At 64.3% G+C, this 21,985-nt stretch carries 14 protein-coding genes and 2 CRISPR repeat arrays; of the genes, 9 read left to right on the top strand and 5 right to left on the bottom strand.

Annotated elements, in window-relative coordinates:
* The first annotated feature begins 27 nt into the window (after positions 1–27).
* Genes cas7e through cas2e form a run of 5 tightly spaced genes read left to right on the top strand, consistent with a single transcriptional unit; the run spans position 28 to position 3,777 of the window.
* A complete protein-coding gene (gene cas7e / locus ACOJCM_RS18330) occupies positions 28–1,101 on the top strand; it encodes a type I-E CRISPR-associated protein Cas7/Cse4/CasC (RefSeq protein ID WP_445213520.1) in 1,074 nt (357 codons plus the stop codon).
* Between the two features lie 8 nt (positions 1,102–1,109).
* Positions 1,110–1,853 (top strand): type I-E CRISPR-associated protein Cas5/CasD, encoded by a 744-nt coding sequence (gene cas5e / locus ACOJCM_RS18325; RefSeq protein ID WP_445213519.1) that lies wholly within the window; start codon positions 1,110–1,112, stop codon positions 1,851–1,853.
* Positions 1,853–2,551: a type I-E CRISPR-associated protein Cas6/Cse3/CasE gene (cas6e, locus tag ACOJCM_RS18320; protein ID WP_445213518.1), complete on the top strand. Its 699-nt coding sequence runs from the start codon at positions 1,853–1,855 to the stop codon at positions 2,549–2,551. The genes cas5e and cas6e overlap by 1 nt, the downstream gene beginning before the upstream one ends.
* A 9-nt stretch (positions 2,552–2,560) precedes the next feature.
* Positions 2,561–3,481, top strand: a complete 921-nt coding sequence (gene cas1e, locus ACOJCM_RS18315; RefSeq protein WP_445213517.1) for a type I-E CRISPR-associated endonuclease Cas1e — start codon at positions 2,561–2,563, stop codon at positions 3,479–3,481.
* A gap of 2 nt (positions 3,482–3,483) precedes the next feature.
* On the top strand, positions 3,484–3,777 hold the full coding sequence (gene cas2e, locus ACOJCM_RS18310) for a type I-E CRISPR-associated endoribonuclease Cas2e (RefSeq protein ID WP_445213516.1): 294 nt from the start codon (positions 3,484–3,486) through the stop codon (positions 3,775–3,777).
* A 110-nt stretch (positions 3,778–3,887) separates the two neighbouring features.
* Positions 3,888–9,530: direct repeats of the CRISPR family, unit length 29 nt; unit sequence CCGATCCCCGCGGGAGCGGGGATTAACCG.
* 81 nt (positions 9,531–9,611) lie between these two features.
* Positions 9,612–14,154: a CRISPR direct-repeat array (repeat unit 29 nt; unit sequence CCGATCCCCGCGGGAGCGGGGATTAACCG).
* Positions 14,155–14,217: 63 nt separating this feature from the next.
* Here the strand turns inward: cas2e and ACOJCM_RS18305 are convergent.
* Positions 14,218–15,219, bottom strand: coding sequence for an aldo/keto reductase (locus ACOJCM_RS18305; protein WP_445213515.1), 1,002 nt, complete (start codon positions 15,217–15,219; stop codon positions 14,218–14,220).
* A gap of 92 nt (positions 15,220–15,311) precedes the next feature.
* Between ACOJCM_RS18305 and ACOJCM_RS18300 the strand changes: the two genes are divergently transcribed.
* A complete protein-coding gene (locus ACOJCM_RS18300; RefSeq protein ID WP_445213514.1) occupies positions 15,312–16,532 on the top strand; it encodes a YbfB/YjiJ family MFS transporter in 1,221 nt (406 codons plus the stop codon).
* Positions 16,533–16,592: 60 nt separating this feature from the next.
* Here ACOJCM_RS18300 and ACOJCM_RS18295 read toward each other — a convergent pair whose 3' ends face one another.
* Entirely contained in the window at positions 16,593–17,015 is a 423-nt protein-coding gene (locus ACOJCM_RS18295) for a DUF6746 family protein (protein WP_445213513.1), read from the bottom strand.
* Positions 17,016–17,174: 159 nt separating this feature from the next.
* On the opposite strand from ACOJCM_RS18295, the gene ACOJCM_RS18290 reads away from it, so the two are divergent.
* A complete protein-coding gene (locus tag ACOJCM_RS18290) occupies positions 17,175–17,765 on the top strand; it encodes a DUF4202 domain-containing protein (protein WP_445213512.1) in 591 nt (196 codons plus the stop codon).
* A gap of 54 nt (positions 17,766–17,819) precedes the next feature.
* Here the strand turns inward: ACOJCM_RS18290 and ACOJCM_RS18285 are convergent, their stop codons facing one another.
* The gene (locus tag ACOJCM_RS18285) at positions 17,820–18,191 is read right to left on the bottom strand and encodes a DUF6746 family protein (protein WP_445213511.1); all 372 of its coding nucleotides are present in this window, start codon (positions 18,189–18,191) and stop codon (positions 17,820–17,822) included.
* 183 nt (positions 18,192–18,374) lie between these two features.
* Between ACOJCM_RS18285 and ACOJCM_RS18280 the strand changes: the two genes are divergently transcribed.
* Positions 18,375–18,620, top strand: a complete 246-nt coding sequence (locus ACOJCM_RS18280; RefSeq protein WP_445213510.1) for a hypothetical protein — start codon at positions 18,375–18,377, stop codon at positions 18,618–18,620.
* Between the two features lie 14 nt (positions 18,621–18,634).
* Here the strand turns inward: ACOJCM_RS18280 and ACOJCM_RS18275 are convergent, their stop codons facing one another.
* Together ACOJCM_RS18275 and ACOJCM_RS18270 are read right to left on the bottom strand one after the other, a co-directional pair.
* A complete protein-coding gene (locus ACOJCM_RS18275) occupies positions 18,635–19,717 on the bottom strand; it encodes a C45 family autoproteolytic acyltransferase/hydolase (RefSeq protein WP_445213509.1) in 1,083 nt (360 codons plus the stop codon).
* Positions 19,714–20,475: a dienelactone hydrolase family protein gene (locus ACOJCM_RS18270; protein WP_445213508.1), complete on the bottom strand. Its 762-nt coding sequence runs from the start codon at positions 20,473–20,475 to the stop codon at positions 19,714–19,716. Before ACOJCM_RS18270 ends, ACOJCM_RS18275 begins: the two co-directional genes overlap by 4 nt.
* Positions 20,476–20,658: 183 nt before the next feature.
* Here ACOJCM_RS18270 and ACOJCM_RS18265 point away from each other — a divergent pair, with 183 nt between their 5' ends.
* Positions 20,659–21,864 (top strand): ABC transporter substrate-binding protein, encoded by a 1,206-nt coding sequence (locus tag ACOJCM_RS18265; protein WP_445213507.1) that lies wholly within the window; start codon positions 20,659–20,661, stop codon positions 21,862–21,864.
* Positions 21,865–21,985: the final 121 nt, after the last annotated feature.

Genomic DNA, 21,985 nt, shown 5'->3' with positions numbered 1-21,985 from the left:
TTCTATCAAGAGACAGGGAGCTGACACATGAGCCACTTCATCCAACTGCACCTGCTGACCTCCTATCCGCCAGCCAACCTCAATCGTGATGATCTGGGCCGTCCCAAGACTGCCATCATGGGTGGCGCCAAGCGCCTTCGCGTTTCTTCTCAGAGCCTCAAGCGCGCATGGCGCACTTCGGCGCTGTTTGAAGAAGCCATCGGCCAGCATCGTGGCTACCGCACCAAGCGTATCGGGATCGAGGCTAAACAGCGGCTGATCGAGAAAGGAGTAAAGGAGAAGGAGGCTCAGGAGTGGGCAACTGACATCGCCAAGGTCTTCGGTGAAGTGGCCAAGGGCGAGCTAGAAACCAGCCAGCTCGTACACATCGGCCCCGAAGAACAGGCCGCAGTCGATGCGTTGGTCGACACTCTTTCCAGTGAAAACCGGCCGCCGGAAAAGGAAGACCTCGACTTGTTGCGCCATAAGCCTACAGCCGCCGATATTGCTTTATTCGGTCGCATGCTGGCAGCGGTTCCTGAGTTCAATGTGGAAGCAGCCTGCCAGGTGGCGCATGCCATCACCGTGCACGCTGCTGAAGTCGAGGATGACTATTTCACTGCCGTGGACGATCTCAATACGGGCAATGAGCATCGCGGTGCCGCTCACGTCGGCGAGGCCGGTTATGGGGCGGGGTTGTTTTACAGCTACGTCTGCCTCGACCGCAACCAGCTCGTGGAAAACCTGAAGGGTGACACCGAGCTTGCCGACAGGGCGATTGCCGCTCTGGTCGAAGCTGCGGCAAGAACCTCGCCCAAGGGTAAGCAGAACAGCTTTGGCTCCCGGGCTCATGCTAGCTACCTGCTCGCCGAAAAAGGCGAGCAACAGCCCCGCTCGCTGTCGGTGGCATTCTTGCGACCGGTTAGCGGTCAGGATCAAGCCGTAGAAGCCATCGAGCGGCTCGAAAAGCAGGCCAAAGCTTTCGATACCGCCTATGGTGCCGGTGCCGATCGACGCTTTGTCGTAGCTGCCGAGCCGGACTATCGTGGTCCACTGCTTGAGGGTGAGGTAGCGCAGGGGAGCCTGGCAGTGCTGGTTGATTTCCTCAAAGCCGACCAGTGAGGTGCGTAATGACGGAATATCTCGTTTTCCGGCTCTACGCGCCGCTAGCCAGCTGGGGCGAACCCGCAGTAGGCGAAACTCGCCCCAGCGCTACCCACCCGGGGCGTGGCGCTATCCTGGGCCTGCTTGGTGCAGCGCTCGGCATTCGGCGTGATGACGACGAGAGGCAGAGCGAGCTTCGCGAAAGTGTGCGGATGGCGGTCAAGCAGCGCTCGCCGGGTATCCTGCTGCGTGATTACCACACGGCTCAGGTGCCGGGAGAGCGCAAGGGTATTGCCTACCGCACACGCCGTGATGAGCTGAACGCACCGCGCAAAGTCATCAACACCATTCTCTCCAGCCGTGACTACCGCTGTGATGGGCTCTGGACCGTTGCCGTTTGGCTGGCCCCGGGTGCCATCTTGACACTGGAGAGGCTGGAGCAAGCCCTCAAGACGCCGCATTTCCCGTTGTATCTTGGCCGCAAGGCGTGTCCGCCGGCAGCCCCGCTGGATCCACGTCGTGTAACCGTTGAGCGGCTGAAAGAAGCGCTCGATACCGAATTTCCCAAGTTGGTTCGCGATGAGCAGCAAGCGCTTCGTCTGCCCAGTGAGTCGCTTTATTGCTGGGAGGGCGAAGCGGCCATGCTTGATGGTAAAGAGGAGGGAGTGGAATCCAATGATATCTGGGACAGCCCGCTCAACCGTAGGCGGTGGCAGTTTGGTCCGCGTATTGAATATCGCCGATTCGTGCGTCTCGAGGAGGGTAGCTAATGTTTCTTTCTCGCGTACGTGTGGACCTCAACGGCCTTTCCCGTGTATTACTATTCGAAATCATGGGCGGTGGTGCTTACGGTGCCCACCAGCTTCTTTGGCAACTTTTCCCCGACCACTCGGAGGCTCGTCCTTTCCTGTTCCGCCAGGAAATGGAGGAGCCCTCAGGGCCGGATCAAGCTCCCAAAGGGCTACCATTGTTCTACATGCTTTCTGACCGTGAACCTGTGGCAGTAGCGGGGTTGCTCGACGTGCAGAGCAAGCCATTCACCCCAGCGCTGGAGGTAGGCGAGCAGTTGGCGTTTCGGCTGCGTGCCAATCCGACGGTGGCCAAGGCGGTAGAGGGCAAACGGGGACAGCGTGCCGATGTCTTGATGGCTGCCAAGTTTCCTTTCGAGTCGGGTGATGCCCGCACCAGTCAAGCCTGCGTAGAGGCCATGGACAATGCCGCTCACGACTGGTTGGCCTCACGGGCCGAGTCCTGGGGATTTCGGCTACCGGTCAAGCCCAATGTGGGCGCCTATCGCCAGCATGCTCTCCACAAACCCGGTCGGCGCGATGCCATTCGGTTTTCCAGCGTCGATTATGAAGGGCTTCTGGAGGTAACCGATCCGAAGCGCCTGGTCGAAACACTGGCCCATGGTATTGGCCGTGCCAAGGCGTTTGGCTGTGGATTGCTGATGCTGCGTCGACCTTGAGGGGGTGATATGAGCTTTATCCCCCTTAAGCCGATCCCGATGAAGGATCGCATGTCGATGATCTTCATCGGCATGGGGCAGATCGACGTGCGCGATGGTGCCTTCGTGGTGATCGACGATGTCAACGGCGAGCGCATGCACATACCGGTCGGGTCGGTTGCCTGCCTGCTACTCGAGCCTGGCACCAGAGTCTCCCACGCGGCCATCAAGCTTGCCGCGGCGGTAGGCATCCTGCTGATCTGGGTTGGGGACGCTGGCGTACGGCTCTACAGCGCAGGGCAGCCGGGTGGTGCCCGATCCGACAAGCTTCTTTACCAGGCCAGATTGGTCCTGGAGGAGAAACTGCGGCTCAAGGTGGTGCGCAAGATGTTCGAGCTGCGCTTCGGTGAGCCGGCGCCTGAGCGGCGCAGTATCGAACAGTTGCGGGGGATCGAAGGCGCCCGTGTACGCAAGACGTACCAACATTTGGCCAAGCAGTACGGCATCAAATGGACAGGGCGCCGTTACGACCCGAGCCAGTGGGATGCTTCCGATACCGTCAATCAATGCCTCTCCGCTGCCACCGCTTGTCTCTACGGGGTTACCGAGGCAGCGATTCTGGCGGCGGGTTATGCGCCAGCCATTGGCTTTCTTCACACCGGGAAGCCAAAGAGCTTCGTCTACGATATCGCCGATATCGTCAAGTTCGAAACCGTGGTTCCTGCTGCCTTCCGCGTTGCGGCACGAAACCCGCCTATGCCGGAGCGAGAGGTACGTATTGCCTGCCGCGATGCCTTCCGGCAAACGAAGCTGCTCCAGAACCTGATCCCGTTGATCGAGGAAGTGCTCTCTGCAGGTGAAATCGAACCACCACCGCCAGCTCCTGAAGCCGTGCCACCGGCTATACCGGAGCCGGCATCCGTGGGCGATGCCGGGCACAGGAGCGGCTAAATATGGCCATGCTAGTCGTAGTGACCGAAGCCGTACCGCCCCGTCTACGTGGGAGGCTTGCCGTGTGGTTGCTCGAGATCCGTGCTGGTGTCTATGTCGGCGATGTCAGCAGGCGTATCCGCGAGATGATCTGGGAGCAGATCAATGCGCTGGCGGAGGAAGGCAATGTCGTGATGGCCTGGGCCAGTAATCATGAATCAGGTTTTGAGTTCCAAACGTACGGCTCGAATCGCCGTGAGCCCTGGGACCATGACGGACTGCGCTTGGTACGCTTTCTTCCGCTAGAAACTAATTAATTGATTTTCCTGGCTCTTTAATAATTTGAGCTGTACAAAAAATAGGCAAAATCGCTGGTAGAAAAACTTCCGGCGATTTTCCTTTTGTAGATCAATCGTCTACGATTAGTCCGATCCCCGCGGGAGCGGGGATTAACCGTGCTTGCCGGCAGCATCCTGAACCTCATTGACCCGATCCCCGCGGGAGCGGGGATTAACCGGCATTAACGACTTCCTGTCAGCCTGTGAGTCTCCGATCCCCGCGGGAGCGGGGATTAACCGCTAGCGGTCTCGGCGCGACGACGGACCGCCTGCCGATCCCCGCGGGAGCGGGGATTAACCGTACTGCACGAACGGCCAGACCAGGGCGAGAGCCCGATCCCCGCGGGAGCGGGGATTAACCGGCCGCCTCTAGGGCGGTTTTTTAATGCCTATGCCGATCCCCGCGGGAGCGGGGATTAACCGGATCAGGGGGTTGTTCGGCACGAACTGACGCTCCGATCCCCGCGGGAGCGGGGATTAACCGCCTGCGTCGATTTGGTCGATGGGGTTTGCAATCCGATCCCCGCGGGAGCGGGGATTAACCGCAGGCGTTCCCCGACGAGAGCGACGCCCAGCTCCGATCCCCGCGGGAGCGGGGATTAACCGATATTACCATTTACATTTGCCATATAGGCGCCCCGATCCCCGCGGGAGCGGGGATTAACCGATGTCGATTTGGAGTGTGTGGTCGTCCATGTCCCGATCCCCGCGGGAGCGGGGATTAACCGGAATCCCTATCCTGGTCAGAGTTTTTCTGTAGCCGATCCCCGCGGGAGCGGGGATTAACCGTGTATTCAACGGAATTCCAATCCATGGCACCGCCGATCCCCGCGGGAGCGGGGATTAACCGGCTGTCGTCATATCGTCATCCAGTACCAGCGCCCGATCCCCGCGGGAGCGGGGATTAACCGCCTACAATGATTCGCTATGCGAATAACTACGGCCGATCCCCGCGGGAGCGGGGATTAACCGGGGTAAACAATGACAACACCGAACGTGGTAATCCGATCCCCGCGGGAGCGGGGATTAACCGTGGGTGCGCTATGAACTGGAGCTGCGTTCGACCCGATCCCCGCGGGAGCGGGGATTAACCGTATTTGATTTCTGGTTGTCCAGTGGTCTAGTGCCGATCCCCGCGGGAGCGGGGATTAACCGTCGGTCAGGTCGGGCAGCAGGCGGCGACTGACCCGATCCCCGCGGGAGCGGGGATTAACCGTTCTCGAGCCATGTCGGATTGCCAGGAGCGCCCCGATCCCCGCGGGAGCGGGGATTAACCGCCATGTTACACTCCGTCGATGTATTGTGCGGCCCGATCCCCGCGGGAGCGGGGATTAACCGCCATACTTTGCGGCTGTCTGACGCTAGCTCTGCCGATCCCCGCGGGAGCGGGGATTAACCGACACGCGAACAGTGCGGCAGGATGACGGGCAGCCGATCCCCGCGGGAGCGGGGATTAACCGGCCTGCCACATCGGCGGGCCTTTTCAGTTACACCGATCCCCGCGGGAGCGGGGATTAACCGACATGTTTTCCAGTGCTCGGCGTGAAAATGCCCCGATCCCCGCGGGAGCGGGGATTAACCGTGGACCCACTCCCTCAGACCGTCAAGCGTAACCCGATCCCCGCGGGAGCAGGGATTAACCGGAACGGGATGCTGGCCGGCAGCCCCCGCTCTACCGATCCCCGCGGGAGCGGGGATTAACCGTCCAGCTCGGTCTCAGGCTTGCCCTGCTCTTCCCGATCCCCGCGGGAGCGGGGATTAACCGGTGACGGGCTCGTTTACCTGTATGGCGCTCGACCGATCCCCGCGGGAGCGGGGATTAACCGGCCGATGATCGAGTATCCCTCACAGCTCCCCCCCGATCCCCGCGGGAGCGGGGATTAACCGGAGATGGTCGAGACGGGCCGAACGGCAGAGGCCCGATCCCCGCGGGAGCGGGGATTAACCGCCGCTTCGCCAGCCTTGAAACGGCAGTGCGATCCGATCCCCGCGGGAGCGGGGATTAACCGGCGGCAGAATTTGCGCAGCGGATGCCAGCGGACCGATCCCCGCGGGAGCGGGGATTAACCGCGCCACTTCTGAGCATTGGCGCGGTAGGCCAGCCCGATCCCCGCGGGAGCGGGGATTAACCGCATCGCCAGTGAGTCGGCCTCGTTCGCGGTGCCCGATCCCCGCGGGAGCGGGGATTAACCGGCCACGTAGCCGATCACGTCTTTGAGCGCATACCGATCCCCGCGGGAGCGGGGATTAACCGTCCGGCGTCGATGCTACCGCCACGTTCCGCCACCGATCCCCGCGGGAGCGGGGATTAACCCGTCTACGACACCTGCATACGCTTCGCTATTGACCGATCCCCGCGGGAGCGGGGATTAACCGAATGTCGTGTTCTTCACCGCCGTTGAGCTGAACCGATCCCCGCGGGAGCGGGGATTAACCGAAAACGCTGGTCCTTGGCGTACAGGGACCATCCCGATCCCCGCGGGAGCGGGGATTAACCGCACATCGCGAGCGGGTCATAGCGATCCTGGCTCCGATCCCCGCGGGAGCGGGGATTAACCGGCATCATGTCGATGATGGCCGAGGGCAACGCCCCGATCCCCGCGGGAGCGGGGATTAACCGCGCTCGAGATGGTCGTATTCGTATTCAATCCACCGATCCCCGCGGGAGCGGGGATTAACCGATTGCCCGAACTGCGGCTCTATGGTGTGGCTCCCGATCCCCGCGGGAGCGGGGATTAACCGGCATTACACCGTTGCGCAATGACAGCGAGGCCCCGATCCCCGCGGGAGCGGGGATTAACCGGTATAATATGCAATCCACTACGGCATGATGTACCGATCCCCGCGGGAGCGGGGATTAACCGACAGCCCAGGATCGCATCGAGGAACTCGAGGCCCGATCCCCGCGGGAGCGGGGATTAACCGGCTTCGTCTCGCTCCTTGCCCAGCCGCCTGATCCGATCCCCGCGGGAGCGGGGATTAACCGTATCAGGAACAGCTGGCCCAGCTGATCGGCTACCGATCCCCGCGGGAGCGGGGATTAACCGACCCTGGAGCAGGAGGCCAAGGAACCCACCATCCGATCCCCGCGGGAGCGGGGATTAACCGGAGGCTACGCACATGCCCCAGGCCTTCCTGTGCCGATCCCCGCGGGAGCGGGGATTAACCGGCCATGATCACACCCCGTCGATGTATTGCGCGCCGATCCCCGCGGGAGCGGGGATTAACCGTCGCCGACGAAGCGCACCGGCACGCCCATGGCCCGATCCCCGCGGGAGCGGGGATTAACCGCTGTGAGTCATCCCAGCCGCCATTGATCATGCCCGATCCCCGCGGGAGCGGGGATTAACCGGCCTCCTGGCTAGTGGCGGCAGCCTTGGCGCCCCGATCCCCGCGGGAGCGGGGATTAACCGGCCTTGCGCCAGGCAGGAACGATGTCGTCGTACCGATCCCCGCGGGAGCGGGGATTAACCGGATGGCCTGCTGGCGATCCTGGGCGGAGATGCCCGATCCCCGCGGGAGCGGGGATTAACCGGCTCTCGTCAGTGCGGATGCCGACAAACACACCCGATCCCCGCGGGAGCGGGGATTAACCGTCCGCAGTCGGCACGTCGGTAGAGTTCGGCCCCCGATCCCCGCGGGAGCGGGGATTAACCGCGGGGCCGCTACCTGCGTTCGCACCGCTACCACCGATCCCCGCGGGAGCGGGGATTAACCGTATCTCAAGCCGCTTGAGGAGGCCGCGCAATGCCGATCCCCGCGGGAGCGGGGATTAACCGGCCGACCAGCAGCGCACCTTGTACATCCGGATCCGATCCCCGCGGGAGCGGGGATTAACCGGAGCTGGACCAGGCCTTCCCGCACTTCGAGCGCCCGATCCCCGCGGGAGCGGGGATTAACCGCAAACGTTGATTCTGTTTTTTTGTGCTCTATCCCGATCCCCGCGGGAGCGGGGATTAACCGGCGCCACTGCGGGCGCGGCGATACTGGTAAACCCGATCCCCGCGGGAGCGGGGATTAACCGCCAGAGAGTAGATTGGTGCGGGCACATCGACGCCGATCCCCGCGGGAGCGGGGATTAACCGCGGAATCCTTCATCACCGTTGCTCTTGATGTACCGATCCCCGCGGGAGCGGGGATTAACCGCCGCCCATCGAGGTGCGCGCGTAGTAGCTGATCCGATCCCCGCGGGAGCGGGGATTAACCGCTCGGCTCGGCGCGCAGCTGCTCGGGGCGCTTCCGATCCCCGCGGGAGCGGGGATTAACCGACCCAGGTATCGGCGTTCACCTGGTTGGACGCCCGATCCCCGCGGGAGCGGGGATTAACCGCTGACGGTGGTGGATGGCTTCCATCGGAACCGCCGATCCCCGCGGGAGCGGGGATTAACCGGTATCGCCGTCGATGATGCGGGGGTTATCAGACCGATCCCCGCGGGAGCGGGGATTAACCGGGGGCGCCGATGGCACACCAGCCTGATACCTCCCGATCCCCGCGGGAGCGGGGATTAACCGTAGACGTTGGCGTCGGGATGGTCCAGTGCGGCCCGATCCCCGCGGGAGCGGGGATTAACCGTCCACGGCGAGGTATTTGGCTTGCGGCGAGCGCCGATCCCCGCGGGAGCGGGGATTAACCGGCCCAGCTCCTCAAGGGAGCGGGCCAATGCATCCGATCCCCGCGGGAGCGGGGATTAACCGGCGTTCCAGGCAACCACGGGCTGCTGGATCACCCGATCCCCGCGGGAGCGGGGATTAACCGGATCTGGTTGTTATCGCTAACCGGGAAAAGACCCGATCCCCGCGGGAGCGGGGATTAACCGGAGTACACAGAGCGACATATCGAAGAAATAGACCGATCCCCGCGGGAGCGGGGATTAACCGCGAGTACATCGCACGGCGGAATGGAGTCAAGGCCGATCCCCGCGGGAGCGGGGATTAACCGTTTGAAATCGTGATGTCGAAGTCTCGGTAGAACCGATCCCCGCGGGAGCGGGGATTAACCGCAACTGGCGGATCTGCTTCAGCTCTTTCTCGACCGATCCCCGCGGGAGCGGGGATTAACCGCTAGCTGTGGTGTTCGCCCGCTGGCTTGATGCCCGATCCCCGCGGGAGCGGGGATTAACCGTGGCTGATGCTGTGGGAAAGTGGGGGCAGAATCCGATCCCCGCGGGAGCGGGGATTAACCGCAGACCTTTCGCAGACTTCTTAGTACCATCATCCGATCCCCGCGGGAGCGGGGATTAACCGTGCCCGCCTCTACGGCGGTATAGGTGACGCCGCCGATCCCCGCGGGAGCGGGGATTAACCGCCTATCGACATCGAGAACGCCGTCCTCGTAGCCCGATCCCCGCGGGAGCGGGGATTAACCGTGGACTTGTCCTGGCCCATTGCTCGCGTGGCACCGATCCCCGCGGGAGCGGGGATTAACCGGCAACCTACTCCACCTCGAACACGCCCTGCCGCCGATCCCCGCGGGAGCGGGGATTAACCGGCTGCCTGCGCCGTCTGTGACGGGTTCGACAGCCGATCCCCGCGGGAGCGGGGATTAACCGCCTCGAGGAACATGGCGGCCACCGAGGCCGCCCCGATCCCCGCGGGAGCGGGGATTAACCGTGATCCAGCTCATACGTCCTCCGGCTTCGGTGCCGATCCCCGCGGGAGCGGGGATTAACCGAGATTGATGCCTACGTCGAGGCGATTTATCGGCCGATCCCCGCGGGAGCGGGGATTAACCGAGTTCTGGCACGAACTCGTCATCCACGGCATCCCGAGCGGGGATTAACCGGCTCTACATAGACCCTGAATTACATAGAAAAACCGATCCCCGCGGGAGCGGGGATTAACCGGCAACATGCACACGATAGCGCCAGGCCGTGACCCGATCCCCGCGGGAGCGGGGATTAACCGGAAGCCGACCGTGAAAGCCGTCATCTACGCCCCCGATCCCCGCGGGAGCGGGGATTAACCGGCTGTTCTCCAGGTGTTCGGTGCATATCGCTCCCGATCCCCGCGGGAGCGGGGATTAACCGCGAAGGGCGCAAACCAAAAGCCCCCAATTTTTCCGATCCCCGCGGGAGCGGGGATTAACCGCTGTCACGGTTGTCGGGGTTGGGGATGCCGGCCCGATCCCCGCGGGAGCGGGGATTAACCGCCATCAACGGCTCTGTCCTGTCGCTGCAAGACCCGATCCCCGCGGGAGCGGGGATTAACCGAGGAGGTCGTGTAATGCAGATCATCCGGCCTGCCGATCCCCGCGGGAGCGGGGATTAACCGTCCATGCCGCCGTTTTCGAGCAGATGCCGACCCCGATCCCCGCGGGAGCGGGGATTAACCGTGATCCGCCATTTCCTCACAGCCGCCGAAACCCCGATCCCCGCGGGAGCGGGGATTAACCGCCAGAGCCTGAGTGGGATGGCGGTGGGTTACCCCGATCCCCGCGGGAGCGGGGATTAACCGAGAAAGCGATATAGACCCGAGATTGTCAGATACCGATCCCCGCGGGAGCGGGGATTAACCGGCCTCATGCTCCAGCGAGCGCACGATGTCACCCCGATCCCCGCGGGAGCGGGGATTAACCGCGCCTCACGCCGGAAAATCTTGCTGACCTCTGCCGATCCCCGCGGGAGCGGGGATTAACCGGCACCGCCGCCGGGGATCTCGATCCGGGTGACCCGATCCCCGCGGGAGCGGGGATTAACCGGCCTTCGCCAGGGAGCTGCCATGAACTCGATCCCGATCCCCGCGGGAGCGGGGATTAACCGTGCTTGACGATCCCCACCGTCTTAGCCGTCGGCCGATCCCCGCGGGAGCGGGGATTAACCGGGAGTCAACAGCCATCGGCACTTCTGCCGTGACCGATCCCCGCGGGAGCGGGGATTAACCGGCCTCACCCTGACGCTTATGCAGCTTGACGTTCCGATCCCCGCGGGAGCGGGGATTAACCGAGCGATGATGAGGCGCGTGGCCTGCTGTTCCACCGATCCCCGCGGGAGCGGGGATTAACCGAGGCGGAATGGCTGGCTGAGCAGACCGACCAGCCGATCCCCGCGGGAGCGGGGATTAACCGAGGGCCGGGGGTGTAACTAAAAAGGCCCGCCGCCGATCCCCGCGGGAGCGGGGATTAACCGTCGATATTCGTGGGCACCTCCCCCAATCCGACCCGATCCCCGCGGGAGCGGGGATTAACCGGTGTGTGGCGCGATTTGCGCGACCTTTGCCGTCCGATCCCCGCGGGAGCGGGGATTAACCGGTGTACGCCCAGGCTCTTTCCCTTGGCGCCGTCCGATCCCCGCGGGAGCGGGGATTAACCGCTGGAGCTGATGCAGGAGCCCCTGGACTTCCCCCGATCCCCGCGGGAGCGGGGATTAACCGGTTCGGCATTTCGACCCACAGCAGGTCCACATCCGATCCCCGCGGGAGCGGGGATTAACCGGTGCAGGAGATCAGTCTGGCCGGCAGCCCGCACCGATCCCCGCGGGAGCGGGGATTAACCGCACGTAGACTTCTCCCGATTGGACTTCTCCGACCGATCCCCGCGGGAGCGGGGATTAACCGCGTCGATTCGTCAATGGACAGGGCTCTACTATCCGATCCCCGCGGGAGCGGGGATTAACCGCGATCGGCGGAATCCATAGAGAAACCAGGGAACCGATCCCCGCGGGAGCGGGGATTAACCGGCACCTGAGCCAGGCCTCGACCTCATCAGTTGCCGATCCCCGCGGGAGCGGGGATTAACCGGGGGAGGCCCTGCCGTTCAACCAGGAGATGGTCCGATCCCCGCGGGAGCGGGGATTAACCGAGTTCACATTGACCTGCCTCCTCTTCGGCGTACCGATCCCCGCGGGAGCGGGGATTAACCGCCGTAGAGCCGGCAATCGTGCCGTCCTGGTAGCCGATCCCCGCGGGAGCGGGGATTAACCGATCCGCCATCGCTATCTGACTGTGATGCCGTCCCCGATCCCCGCGGGAGCGGGGATTAACCGCTCGATCCAGCGGTTTTTCTCGGCAAATGACGCCGATCCCCGCGGGAGCGGGGATTAACCGCAGTCAGAATCTCGCCAAGAAATAGGAGGGAGCCGATCCCCGCGGGAGCGGGGATTAACCGTCATTGAAATATGATGAAAAGGGGCCTTGACGCCGATCCCCGCGGGAGCGGGGATTAACCGCACCTGGGCGTCTACGGCATTCGAGTAGTCGACCGATCCCCGCGGGAGCGGGGATTAACCGGCCCCTAATCTCCGGTTCCCACTCGCTGCGCCCGATCCCCGCGGGAGCGGGGATTAACCGGCTTGCTGTCCGCGTCGAGGATTGGGCGGTAACCGATCCCCGCGGGAGCGGGGATTAACCGATCCGCCAGGCCAAGCACCTGCGCCCCCAGGGCCGATCCCCGCGGGAGCGGGGATTAACCGCCGTTGTTATCGGTCGCGTTCGATGCGGGCTACCGATCCCCGCGGGAGCGGGGATTAACCGGCGGCGGGGGTGCTGTCTTGACCAGTGCCGCCCCGATCCCCGCGGGAGCGGGGATTAACCGCAGATTGCCGCCGAGGAGGCCCGGCGCGAGCACCGATCCCCGCGGGAGCGGGGATTAACCGATTAAATAAGTAAGCCTCCCCAAACTGCCCCGCCGATCCCCGCGAGAGCGGGGATTAACCGTTCGTTCCGCCCGAGCCAGTGCCCGAGCCGAACCGATCCCCGCGGGAGCGGGGATTAACCGTTCGTTCCGCCCGAGCCAGTGCCCGAGCCGAACCGATCCCCGCGGGAGCGGGGATTAACCGCACACCCTGACCATCGCCGAAATGCCCACGCACCGATCCCCGCGGGAGCGGGGATTAACCGGGGATTGCCTAACCATGCTATCCCGCACGGGTCCGATCCCCGCGGGAGCGGGGATTAACCGGCCTTCGATATACTGCTCATCCACCAGCGCGGCCGATCCCCGCGGGAGCGGGGATTAACCGCTGCGGCGCTGGGCCAAGTCGGCCACGATGGCCCGATCCCCGCGGGAGCGGGGATTAACCGGGCACGATATTGGAGTTGCACGGTACGCTCGCCCGATCCCCGCGGGAGCGGGGATTAACCGCAACTGTTACGGGTTCGATAAGGCTCCGATGGCCGATCCCCGCGGGAGCGGGGATTAACCGGAGTAGGCCACCAGCACCTGCTCTCCGTCGGCCCGATCCCCGCGGGAGCGGGGATTAACCGATTGATGGCGTTCGCTACCACGTTCCTGATGCCCGATCCCCGCGGGAGCGGGGATTAACCGGCGGCGGTCAACCGTGCCGCCGACGCCGACATCCGATCCCCGCGGGAGCGGGGATTAACCGGTCCAGGCCTGGCTGATCGGCTCGTCGCCGGCCCGATCCCCGCGGGAGCGGGGATTAACCGCGCACTGTGATTGCCTACGGCGGTGAAGAAGCCCGATCCCCGCGGGAGCGGGGATTAACCGGCGGCGTCTCGGCGGCGGTTGGCTGGTACAAGCCGATCCCCGCGGGAGCGGGGATTAACCGATCTTGCTGTAGGCCAGCGCCTCGTCTCGCGGCCGATCCCCGCGGGAGCGGGGATTAACCGCTAGCGCAGCGAGCGGAGGGGAACCGGCCGAGCCGATCCCCGCGGGAGCGGGGATTAACCGCTCTATCAGCGTCCTTGCATGGTTCGTCTTGCCCGATCCCCGCGGGAGCGGGGATAAACCGTGGGAAGCAGGCGTTCACGCCATCCCTGACGACCGATCCCCGCGGGAGCGGGGATAAACCGATCTGCCCCTGGCGCTGCTGCGCCATGGCGGCCCGATCCCCGCGGGAGCGGGGATAAACCGGCGGCGCTTGGACTCGTGTCAATAACTGTACGCCGATCCCCGCGGGAGCGGGGATAAACCGGCGCCAGGGGCGATCTCTTCCTTGAACATGCCCCGATCCCCGCGGGAGCGGGGATAAACCGTGCAACCGATGATAAAGGGGGACGCGTAATATCCGATCCCCGCGGGAGCGGGGATAAACCGGCCAGCGTCATCAGGCCGATCATTGCCCCTTCCCGATCCCCGCGGGAGCGGGGATAAACCGCGCCAGTTGCAGCGGCACCAACTTTGGCGAGACCGATCCCCGCGGGAGCGGGGATAAACCGATGACGGCGGGCCTTCATCTGTCCCCGAGGAGCCGATCCCCGCGGGAGCGGGGATAAACCGTACGGCGCCCGCGTGTGGTTGGAGCACATGCGCCGATCCCCGCGGGAGCGGGGATAAACCGTTCATGGATATGTTCCGCGAGTGCGCGGACCTCCGATCCCCGCGGGAGCGGGGATACACCGTTGTTGCAGTCAACAGCCCGATCATACGACGCTGATCCCCGCGGGAGCGGGGATAAACCGCAGGGAAGAGCAGAAGGGGTGCAGCGCAATAGTAGAGCTATACCCAGCTCTCATCGCTGCCCTCTATTCTCCAAACTCCTCCGTATCGATCTCCGCCTGCAGCGCTTCGCCGTAGCGGGCGCCGGCCACTTGGTCCGGTGTCAACAGAGCGTTCAGGCGCTCGAGGGTGGCGGCATCCAGGCGCAGGCTGTCCGCGGTGAGGTTCTCGCGCATGTGGGCGACGGAGCGGGTGCCGGGGATGGGGATCACGTCGTCGCCCTGGGCCTTGAGCCAGGCGAGGGCGAGTTGGCCGGTGGTTGCACCCAGTTCGCGGGCGATGGCCTGGAGCTTTTCCAGCTGGCGCAGGTTATGCGGCAGGTTCTCGGCGCTGAAGCGCGGCATGCCGCGGCGCACGTCACCTTCTTCGAGCGTTGCCGGGTCGGTGACGGCACCGGCCAGGAAGCCGCGGCCCAGGGGGCTGAAGGCCACCAGCGCGGTGTCGGCTTCTCGGCAGGCGTCGAGCAGGACGATCTCGGGGTTGCGCGTCCACAGCGAGTATTCGGATTGAACCGCGGCAATGGGGTGCTCGGTGCGCGCCCGGCGCAAGGTGGCGGCGGAAATCTCCGAAAGGCCGATGGCGCGAACCTTGCCGTCTTCCACCAGTCTTCCCAGGGCGCCGACGCTCTCCTCGATCGGAACCTGGCGATCCAGGCGATGCAGGTAGTAAAGATCCAGATGATCGGTACGCAGGCGCTCGAGGCTTGCCTCGCACTGCCGGCGGATCGTCTCGGGGCGCCCGTCGATCACCTTTTTGCCAAGCGCGGGGTCGATGGCCATGCCGCACTTGCTGGCCAGCAGGATCTCGTTGCGCTTGCCGGCAAGCGCCTTGCCCACCACCTGCTCGTTGGTGGTGGCGCCGTAGAGGGTAGCGGTGTCGAAGTGCCGGTAGCCCATCTCGAAGGCTTCCGCGAGGGCACGCAGCGCCTCGGGTTCGGGCACGGGGCTGCCGTAGCCGTGGGAGAGGTTCATGCAGCCCAGGCCGATGATCGGCGAGGCCACTTCCTTCAAGCGGGCAAAGATCGACATCCGGTACCTCACTAGTCTGTCTGGGTCGGCGGTTAGGTGGCTAAAGGTTATAGTACGAGCCGAGAGAATCAATGCCGCTTAGGGAGCCAGGCATGGCCACGTCGTTCGTCCTTTCCCCCCGCTACCGGGTGCTGCTGGCCGGCGTGTTCAGCCAGATCCTCTGCATCGGTGTGGCGCGCTTTGCCTATACCCCGCTGCTGCCGGTGATGCAGCAGCAGACCTGGCTGAGCGATGCCCAGGGCGGATGGCTCGCCGCTCTTAATTACGCCGGCTATATGCTGGGTGCCCTGGTGGCCGCGTCGATCCACAGCATCCGGCTCAAGGATACGCTCTATCGCCTCACGCTGCTGCTGGCCGTGCTCTCCACCGCCGGCATGGCCTTGGCCGAGAGCTTCTGGCTCTGGGCGGCAATGCGTTTCATCGCCGGGTTCGCCAGCAGCGGCGCGATGCTGTTGGCTTCCGGGCTGATTCTGCACTGGCTGATCAACCACCGGCAACGTGGCGAACTGGGCATCCACTTCGCGGGACTGGGCATTGGCATCCTGGTGGCAGCCCTGGCGGTAGAGCTGATGCTTCATCTCGCCCTGGATTGGCAGGCCCAGTGGTGGGGTTTCGCCGCCCTGGCCGCCGTGGTGCTGGTGCCGGCCTGGCGCTGGCTGCCGCGGCCGGAGAAACCGGTGGCGGGCACCGCGAACAGTACGCGCGAGGCCACGCCCCCCACCCGTACATTCATGCGGCTGATGCTGGCCGCCTACTTCTGTGCCGGTTACGGCTATGTCATCAGTGCCACGTTCATAGTCGCCATCGTGGAGCGCGAGCCGCTGCTGGCCGGGGCGGGGAACTGGACTTTCGCGCTGGTGGGGCTGGCGGCCGCGCCGACGGTAATGCTGTGGGATCTGGTCGCTCGTCGTATCGGCTACCTGGGAGCGCTGATCGCCGCCATGGCGCTGCAGGTGGTGGGCATCCTGTTGCCGGCGTTGACTGCGAGCCTGGCCGTCGTGCTGCTCAGCGCGGTGCTCTACGGTGGCACCTTCCTGGGCTGTGTGAGCCTGGTGTTGACCATGGCCGGCAGGCTCTATCCTCAAAGCCCGGCGCGCCTGATGGGGCGCATGACCCTGGCCTACGGCACGGCGCAGATCATTGCCCCGGCGCTGACAGGCATGCTCGCCGAGACGACGGGGCACTACAGCCTTGGGCTGTGGCTGGCCGGCGGCTTCGTGGCGCTGGGCGCGGTGCTGCTTGCCTGGTTGCGCCGAGTGGATCGGACCGCGCAACGGCTGGATGCGGAGGCGAAAGTGGCCGCGGCAAAATGAGGGCGTCCTTGCTACGGCCTGGTTGCCGTCCGAATCTGCCCCCCAGCATGCTCCGTTGAATTACTCCATCAGCGTTCTGATCCGCTCCAGGTAAGCTTCGCCGTTCTCGCGAATGCGCTCCGGCTCCTGGTTGTCGGCACCTGCGCTCACTTCCTGTACGTGGTCACGCATGGTGTCGAGCTCTTCGTCGATCTTCGCCAACGCACTCTCGATGGTTTCGGTAAGCTGCTGGATGATGGCGATATCGCCCTCGGTCAGCTCTTCCTTGTCGAGCAGTACGTCGAGCAGGTCGTTGCGCAGCTCCAGGGCGTCCATGGCTTGTTTGAGGGTTTCGATGGGCTGGCCTTGGCTCTGTTCGAGTTCTTGCTGGAGCTCCTCTTCGATGAGATCGTCCTCGGGGTCGACGCTGAGGTCTTGTTCCGTGGCGTGGGCGGTACCGAGCGTGAGCATGGCGAGAAAGGCGACCAGGGCGGTACGTTTCATGGTGATACCTCTTTGGCGTTTCGATAGGCTTCTCTTAATTTAGTTGAAATTCAGAGGCTTACAAATATCTTTTCCGAGCCTTCTAAAGAAGGGATAGTTTATCGGCGCCAACTCGGTATGCGGTATGCTGTAGCAATAGCGACTTGCAGGAAATTTCTTATGTCAGATCAAATGCCGTTTCAGCGCACTATCGCTGCGCTCGATGCCTTGCATGCCGAGGACCCCCGCCAGGTGGAGGTGGAAGGGCAGTCCCACCCCTTGGAGCTGTGGCATGCGGGGCGCATGAGCGCCTGGTTGGAGCGGGTGGTCGATAAGCCCAGCGAACTGGTGCAGATTGCCGTTCGCTCTCAGCATCTGCAGCGCTGGCTGGTACCGCGCAGCGAATATCCGGAGGGGCGCGTGGGCTATCTCACCTGGCGTCGCGACCAGGGCAAGCGGGCCGGCGAAACCACGGCGCGGGTGATGGAGGCGCAAGGCTATTCGGCCGAGGAGGCCGCCGAAGTGGCGAGGATGATCCGCAAGCAGGGCCTGGGGCGCGACCCGGGCACCCAGGCGGTGGAGGATTGCGCTTGCCTGGTGTTCCTCGAGAACTACTTCGCCGATTTCTCCCGGCAAGTGGAGCACGACCACCTGGTGCGCATCGTGCAGATGACCTGGAAGAAGATGTCGCCGCGCGCCCGCGAGCTGGCGCTGGAGCTGCCCATGAGCGACGAGGCGCGGGCCGTGGTGGAGGAGGCGCTGGCCGGTTAAGCGAAGCCCCGCACCGGCCGGGTGTGGCCGGCCGGTGCCGTTGGGTGCCTGGCCTCAGGGTACCAGCGTCTGGGCGGCGTCCAGGTAGTCTGTGCCGTGGTTCTGAACGCGCTCGAAGTCGCCGGTTTCTGAGCCCAGGTGAACCTCTTCCAGGTCGACCGCCATGCTCTCCACTTCCTCGTTGATCTTCTGTAGCGCGTTTTCCAGGGTGTAGGTCAGTTCGTGAATGGTGCCGAGGTCCTCGAGGCTCAGCTCGTCCTGGGCAAGCAGCTCGGCCAGCTGCTGGTTGTATTGGGAGAAGTTGGTCACCGCCTGGCTCAGTGTCTCGGCGGGCTCGCCCTTGAAATGCTCGGTGGAAGCGTTGACCTGTGCGGTGGCGGCGAACATCAGGCCTGAGATCAGGGCGGGAAGCAGCAGCTTCTTCATGATGCGTGTTCCTTCAATGAGAATGGTATGCATTAGCTGTTTACCACCCTCGCGATCGACGAGCAAGCAAGAAGAGAACGAGAACGATTTTTCTTCACGCAAAATTGACAGAAGTCAGGGCGACGGCTAGGTTCTTTGCATTAAATGATAATTGTTATCATTGTGCATAGACGGAGGTTGCCAATGCCGTACCGCATCCCTTCTCCCCGCCGGGGCGCTAACCCTACGCTGCAGGTCTGCGACGCCACCGCAAGCTCGGTGCGCCTGGCCTGCCAGTCGCTGAACCCGAACCCCAGCCTCTCCGAGGAGGAGCGGGAGCTGCTGCAGTTGCGCCGCGAGGAGGTCGCTCACGATCTGTTCCGCCGGTTGTTCCTGCGAACCTCCGAGCGCTACTTGAAGGGGGAGCTGCCCGATTCCGGCTTGCTCTGAAGACGCGGCGTGACTTATGCGAGGCTGATCGCCAGGCTGTCCGCGGTTTCGCAGGGCTTGCCGTGGCGCAGGGTCAGGCGCCGTTCGCTCAGGTTCATTACGACCGAGAACAGGGTTTCCATGCGCTCTTCGGCGGGCTGGTCGGGGTTGAAGTGTCGGCAGATCGACAGCGGCGCGCCATGGTGGTCGCTGAGGAGGTCGAACAGACTGGCCTCGTCAGGGTCGGCATCCGCCGGCAGTTCGTCATGGAGAAGGGTGTCGAGGCGGCACAGCCGCGGGTGAGAGTCGACGCGCGGGAAATCCCGCACGGGGCAGGAGGAGTCGGCATAGAGGTGGTTGGTATGCGTGACGATGCCGTCGCGAGGTTCGATGCGCCCCGGCTCGCCGGGCTGGACCTCGAGTCCCACGGCCTGGCCTCCCTCTTTGCCGACCCGAGCGCTGGCGAGCAGGAAATGCGCGGGCGAGCAGACCCTATCGTGTGTGGCCACGGCGAGCGCGCTCTCCATGTCGGGCCTTTCGAGAATCTTGCGCAGGGCAACGTGTATGGGCAGCCCCGCACCGCAGGTCTGCGAGCGGATGGCGTTGAGGCAAACGCCGATGCCGTAGGCGTTCAGGCCCACCTTGCCGACCATGCCGGCCTCGCCGATGCTGACCAGCTCAGGGCACCCATCGCATCGGATGTGCAGCGCCACCACATTGTCGAGCTGGGCGCTGCGCCAATCCCAGTTCTGGGCCAGCCACTGCTGCCCGCGGCGCTTGAGCGAGAAGGCCGAGCAGCCTCCGCTGGCCTGGGTCAGCGCGATCTCGCTGCGGCAGTTGAGCGTGAGAATGTCGATGAAGTCGACCCCGGCGCCTCGCGCGATGCCGTGCATTTCTTCGAGAATCTCGGGGAAGCCCCGGGCAACCTGGGCCTCGAAGTGACAGGCCCCTTCGCGGGCCTCTTGCCATCCGATGCCCACGAAATCCCGGAACAGCTGCCCGTAGGTCTCGATACCGCTGTGGATCAGGTCCCGGTGGATGCGCCCATGCTCTGCGCCTATCTCGTGGCGGTTTCCAGCGAGTTCGGTCACGGCCAGGGGGCGGACCTCCCGGCTCATAGCACTTCCTCGAGAAGGCTCCTGAAGGCTTCCCAGGACTTTTCGTCGGCGCGCTCCTGGTAACGCTCGTCACCGAAGACGGTGAAGCCGTGCGGGGCGCCGGAGTAGATCTCGACCTCGTAAGTGGCCTCGATGGCTTCCAGCTCTTCGACGACGGCGGCGACGTCCTCCATGGTGACGTTCTCATCGGCCCCGCCATGGGCGATCAGTAGTGGAGGTACCTCCTCGGGCCACTCCTGGCCTTCCGGCGTGGCCACGCCGCCGTGGAAGCTGGCATAGCCGGCCACGTCCTCGGCTTCGCCGGAGCGGGCGATCTCCAACGCCACGGCCCCGCCGAAGCAGTAACCCATGATGACGACACTCTCCGCGGCGCCCTGTTCGCGGGCCTCGGCCAGGCCGGCGAGGGTCAGTTCGCGCATGCGTTCGCGGTCGGAGTAGAGGGCTCGGGTTGCCTCCTGGCGATCCTCGATGCTCTCGGGCCGGTTGCCCTGGCCGAACAGGTCGACGGCGAAGGCGTCGAAGCCCAGCTCGGCCAGCATATCGGCACGCTGGCGTTCATAGTCGCCCAGGCCATCCCAGTCATGCACGATCAGTACCGTGCCGCTGGTTTCTTCGCCGTCGGCGGAGACGTAATAGCCTTCAAAGGTGTCCTCCCCCACTTCGTAGGTCACATCGCTACCGGAGGGGGTGTAGGCATGGGCAGCGCTGGCCGTGCCCAGCGCTGCCAGCAGTAAGAAAGAAACGATGGCGGGGGGCATGTTGGCTCCTGTCGGTGACATGGCAGGTTTTTCAGTATAGGCAATGGTCGGCGAGGTGCACCCGAATGCGGCATCCTGCAATGGAGCAAACGTTAGTATGGGGGGCTTGTGTTTTGCCGCGTAGGCTTCCAGATTTATGGGGGTGTCTTTCCTTCATTAGTTACCAGAGCGAGAAGAACAATCATGAAAAAGAGCGTATTGGCGATGGCAATCGCTGCTTCCAGCATCGCATTCGTCGGCGCGGCGCAGGCGGAGGTCAAGATCGGCTTCATCGGCGGCTTCACCGGCCCGATCGAGAGTTTGACACCCCCTATCTTCGACGGGGCGCGGCTGGCGGTGAAACAGATCAATGAGCAGGGCGGCATCCTGGGCGGGCAGGAGTTGACCATGCCCAACGCCGACACCACCTGTAGCGACGCCTCGGCGGCATCCAACGCGGCGGACCGCATGGTCAATTCCGAGGAAGTCACTGCTATCGTCGGCGCGCTGTGTACCGGCGCGACCGTGGCGGCGGCCAACAGTGCCGCCATCCCCGGGGGCGTGGTGATGGTTTCGCCGGCTTCCACCGCGCCAGCGGTCACCGAGCTGGACGACAACGACCTGGTGTTCCGCACCGTGCCGTCGGATGCCTACCAGGGCGAGATCCTGGCCAAGCTGATGCTCGAGAAGGGCTTCGACGAGGTGGCCGTCACCTACGTGAACAACGACTACGGCCAGGGCCTGGCCGATGCCTTCACTGCGGCCTTCGAGGCGGGCGGCGGCACCGTGGCCGAGAACCTGGCGCACGAGGACGGGCGTGCCGATTACCGTTCCGAGCTGGGCTCGCTTTCTGCCAGCGGTACCGACACCCTGGTAGTGCTCGCCTACGCCGACGGCTCGGGCCAGACCATCCTGCGCCAGGCCTATGAGAGCGGCATGTTCAACCAGTACGCCGGCGCCGACGGCATGGTCGGCTCGTCGCTGGTCGACGCCGTGGGCGCCGACGCCCTCGAAGGCATGATCGCGACGCGTCCGGGCAGCCCCGAGCTTCCCGGCACCGATATCTTCAACGAGGCGGCCGAGCAAGACGGCTTCGACCCCAGCGCGGTATTTGCCGCCCAGGCCTACGACGCCGCCTTCCTGCTGGCGTTGGCCATCGAGCAGAACGGCAGCGCCGAGCGCGAGGGTCTCTCCGAGGCGCTGCGCAACGTCGCCTCCGCCCCGGGCGAAACGATCCTACCCGGCGAGTGGGAGAAGGCCCTGGAGCTGATCGCAGCCGGTGAGGAGATCAACTACGAAGGTGCTTCCGGCAGCCACGAGTTCGACGACAACGGCGATGTGCCGGGCGTGGTGGTCGAGATGGCCGTCGAAGGTGGCTCTTTCGTCGGCAAGGGCCTGATCCAGGACTAAACCCCGCTCAGACCTAGCCTGGCACACAAGAGGGCCTCGGCACTTGAACTGACCCCCAATAGTTGGACGGTTCATTCAGCCGGTGCCCAAGGCCTGAGTCCTGTATTGTACGGGGCTCAGG

This window comes from Billgrantia hypersalina, from assembly GCF_052584175.1.
This window is presented reverse-complemented; position numbering and strand designations above follow the sequence as displayed.

Coding starts and splice junctions, on each gene's coding strand:
- cas7e (WP_445213520.1), top strand. CDS start 28: ATGAGCCACTTCATCCAACTGCACCTGCTGACCTCCTATCCGCCAGCC.
- cas5e (WP_445213519.1), top strand. CDS start 1,110: ATGACGGAATATCTCGTTTTCCGGCTCTACGCGCCGCTAGCCAGCTGG.
- cas6e (WP_445213518.1), top strand. CDS start 1,853: ATGTTTCTTTCTCGCGTACGTGTGGACCTCAACGGCCTTTCCCGTGTA.
- cas1e (WP_445213517.1), top strand. CDS start 2,561: ATGAGCTTTATCCCCCTTAAGCCGATCCCGATGAAGGATCGCATGTCG.
- cas2e (WP_445213516.1), top strand. CDS start 3,484: ATGGCCATGCTAGTCGTAGTGACCGAAGCCGTACCGCCCCGTCTACGT.
- ACOJCM_RS18305 (WP_445213515.1), bottom strand. CDS start 15,219: ATGTCGATCTTTGCCCGCTTGAAGGAAGTGGCCTCGCCGATCATCGGC.
- ACOJCM_RS18300 (WP_445213514.1), top strand. CDS start 15,312: ATGGCCACGTCGTTCGTCCTTTCCCCCCGCTACCGGGTGCTGCTGGCC.
- ACOJCM_RS18295 (WP_445213513.1), bottom strand. CDS start 17,015: ATGAAACGTACCGCCCTGGTCGCCTTTCTCGCCATGCTCACGCTCGGT.
- ACOJCM_RS18290 (WP_445213512.1), top strand. CDS start 17,175: ATGTCAGATCAAATGCCGTTTCAGCGCACTATCGCTGCGCTCGATGCC.
- ACOJCM_RS18285 (WP_445213511.1), bottom strand. CDS start 18,191: ATGAAGAAGCTGCTGCTTCCCGCCCTGATCTCAGGCCTGATGTTCGCC.
- ACOJCM_RS18280 (WP_445213510.1), top strand. CDS start 18,375: ATGCCGTACCGCATCCCTTCTCCCCGCCGGGGCGCTAACCCTACGCTG.
- ACOJCM_RS18275 (WP_445213509.1), bottom strand. CDS start 19,717: ATGAGCCGGGAGGTCCGCCCCCTGGCCGTGACCGAACTCGCTGGAAAC.
- ACOJCM_RS18270 (WP_445213508.1), bottom strand. CDS start 20,475: ATGCCCCCCGCCATCGTTTCTTTCTTACTGCTGGCAGCGCTGGGCACG.
- ACOJCM_RS18265 (WP_445213507.1), top strand. CDS start 20,659: ATGAAAAAGAGCGTATTGGCGATGGCAATCGCTGCTTCCAGCATCGCA.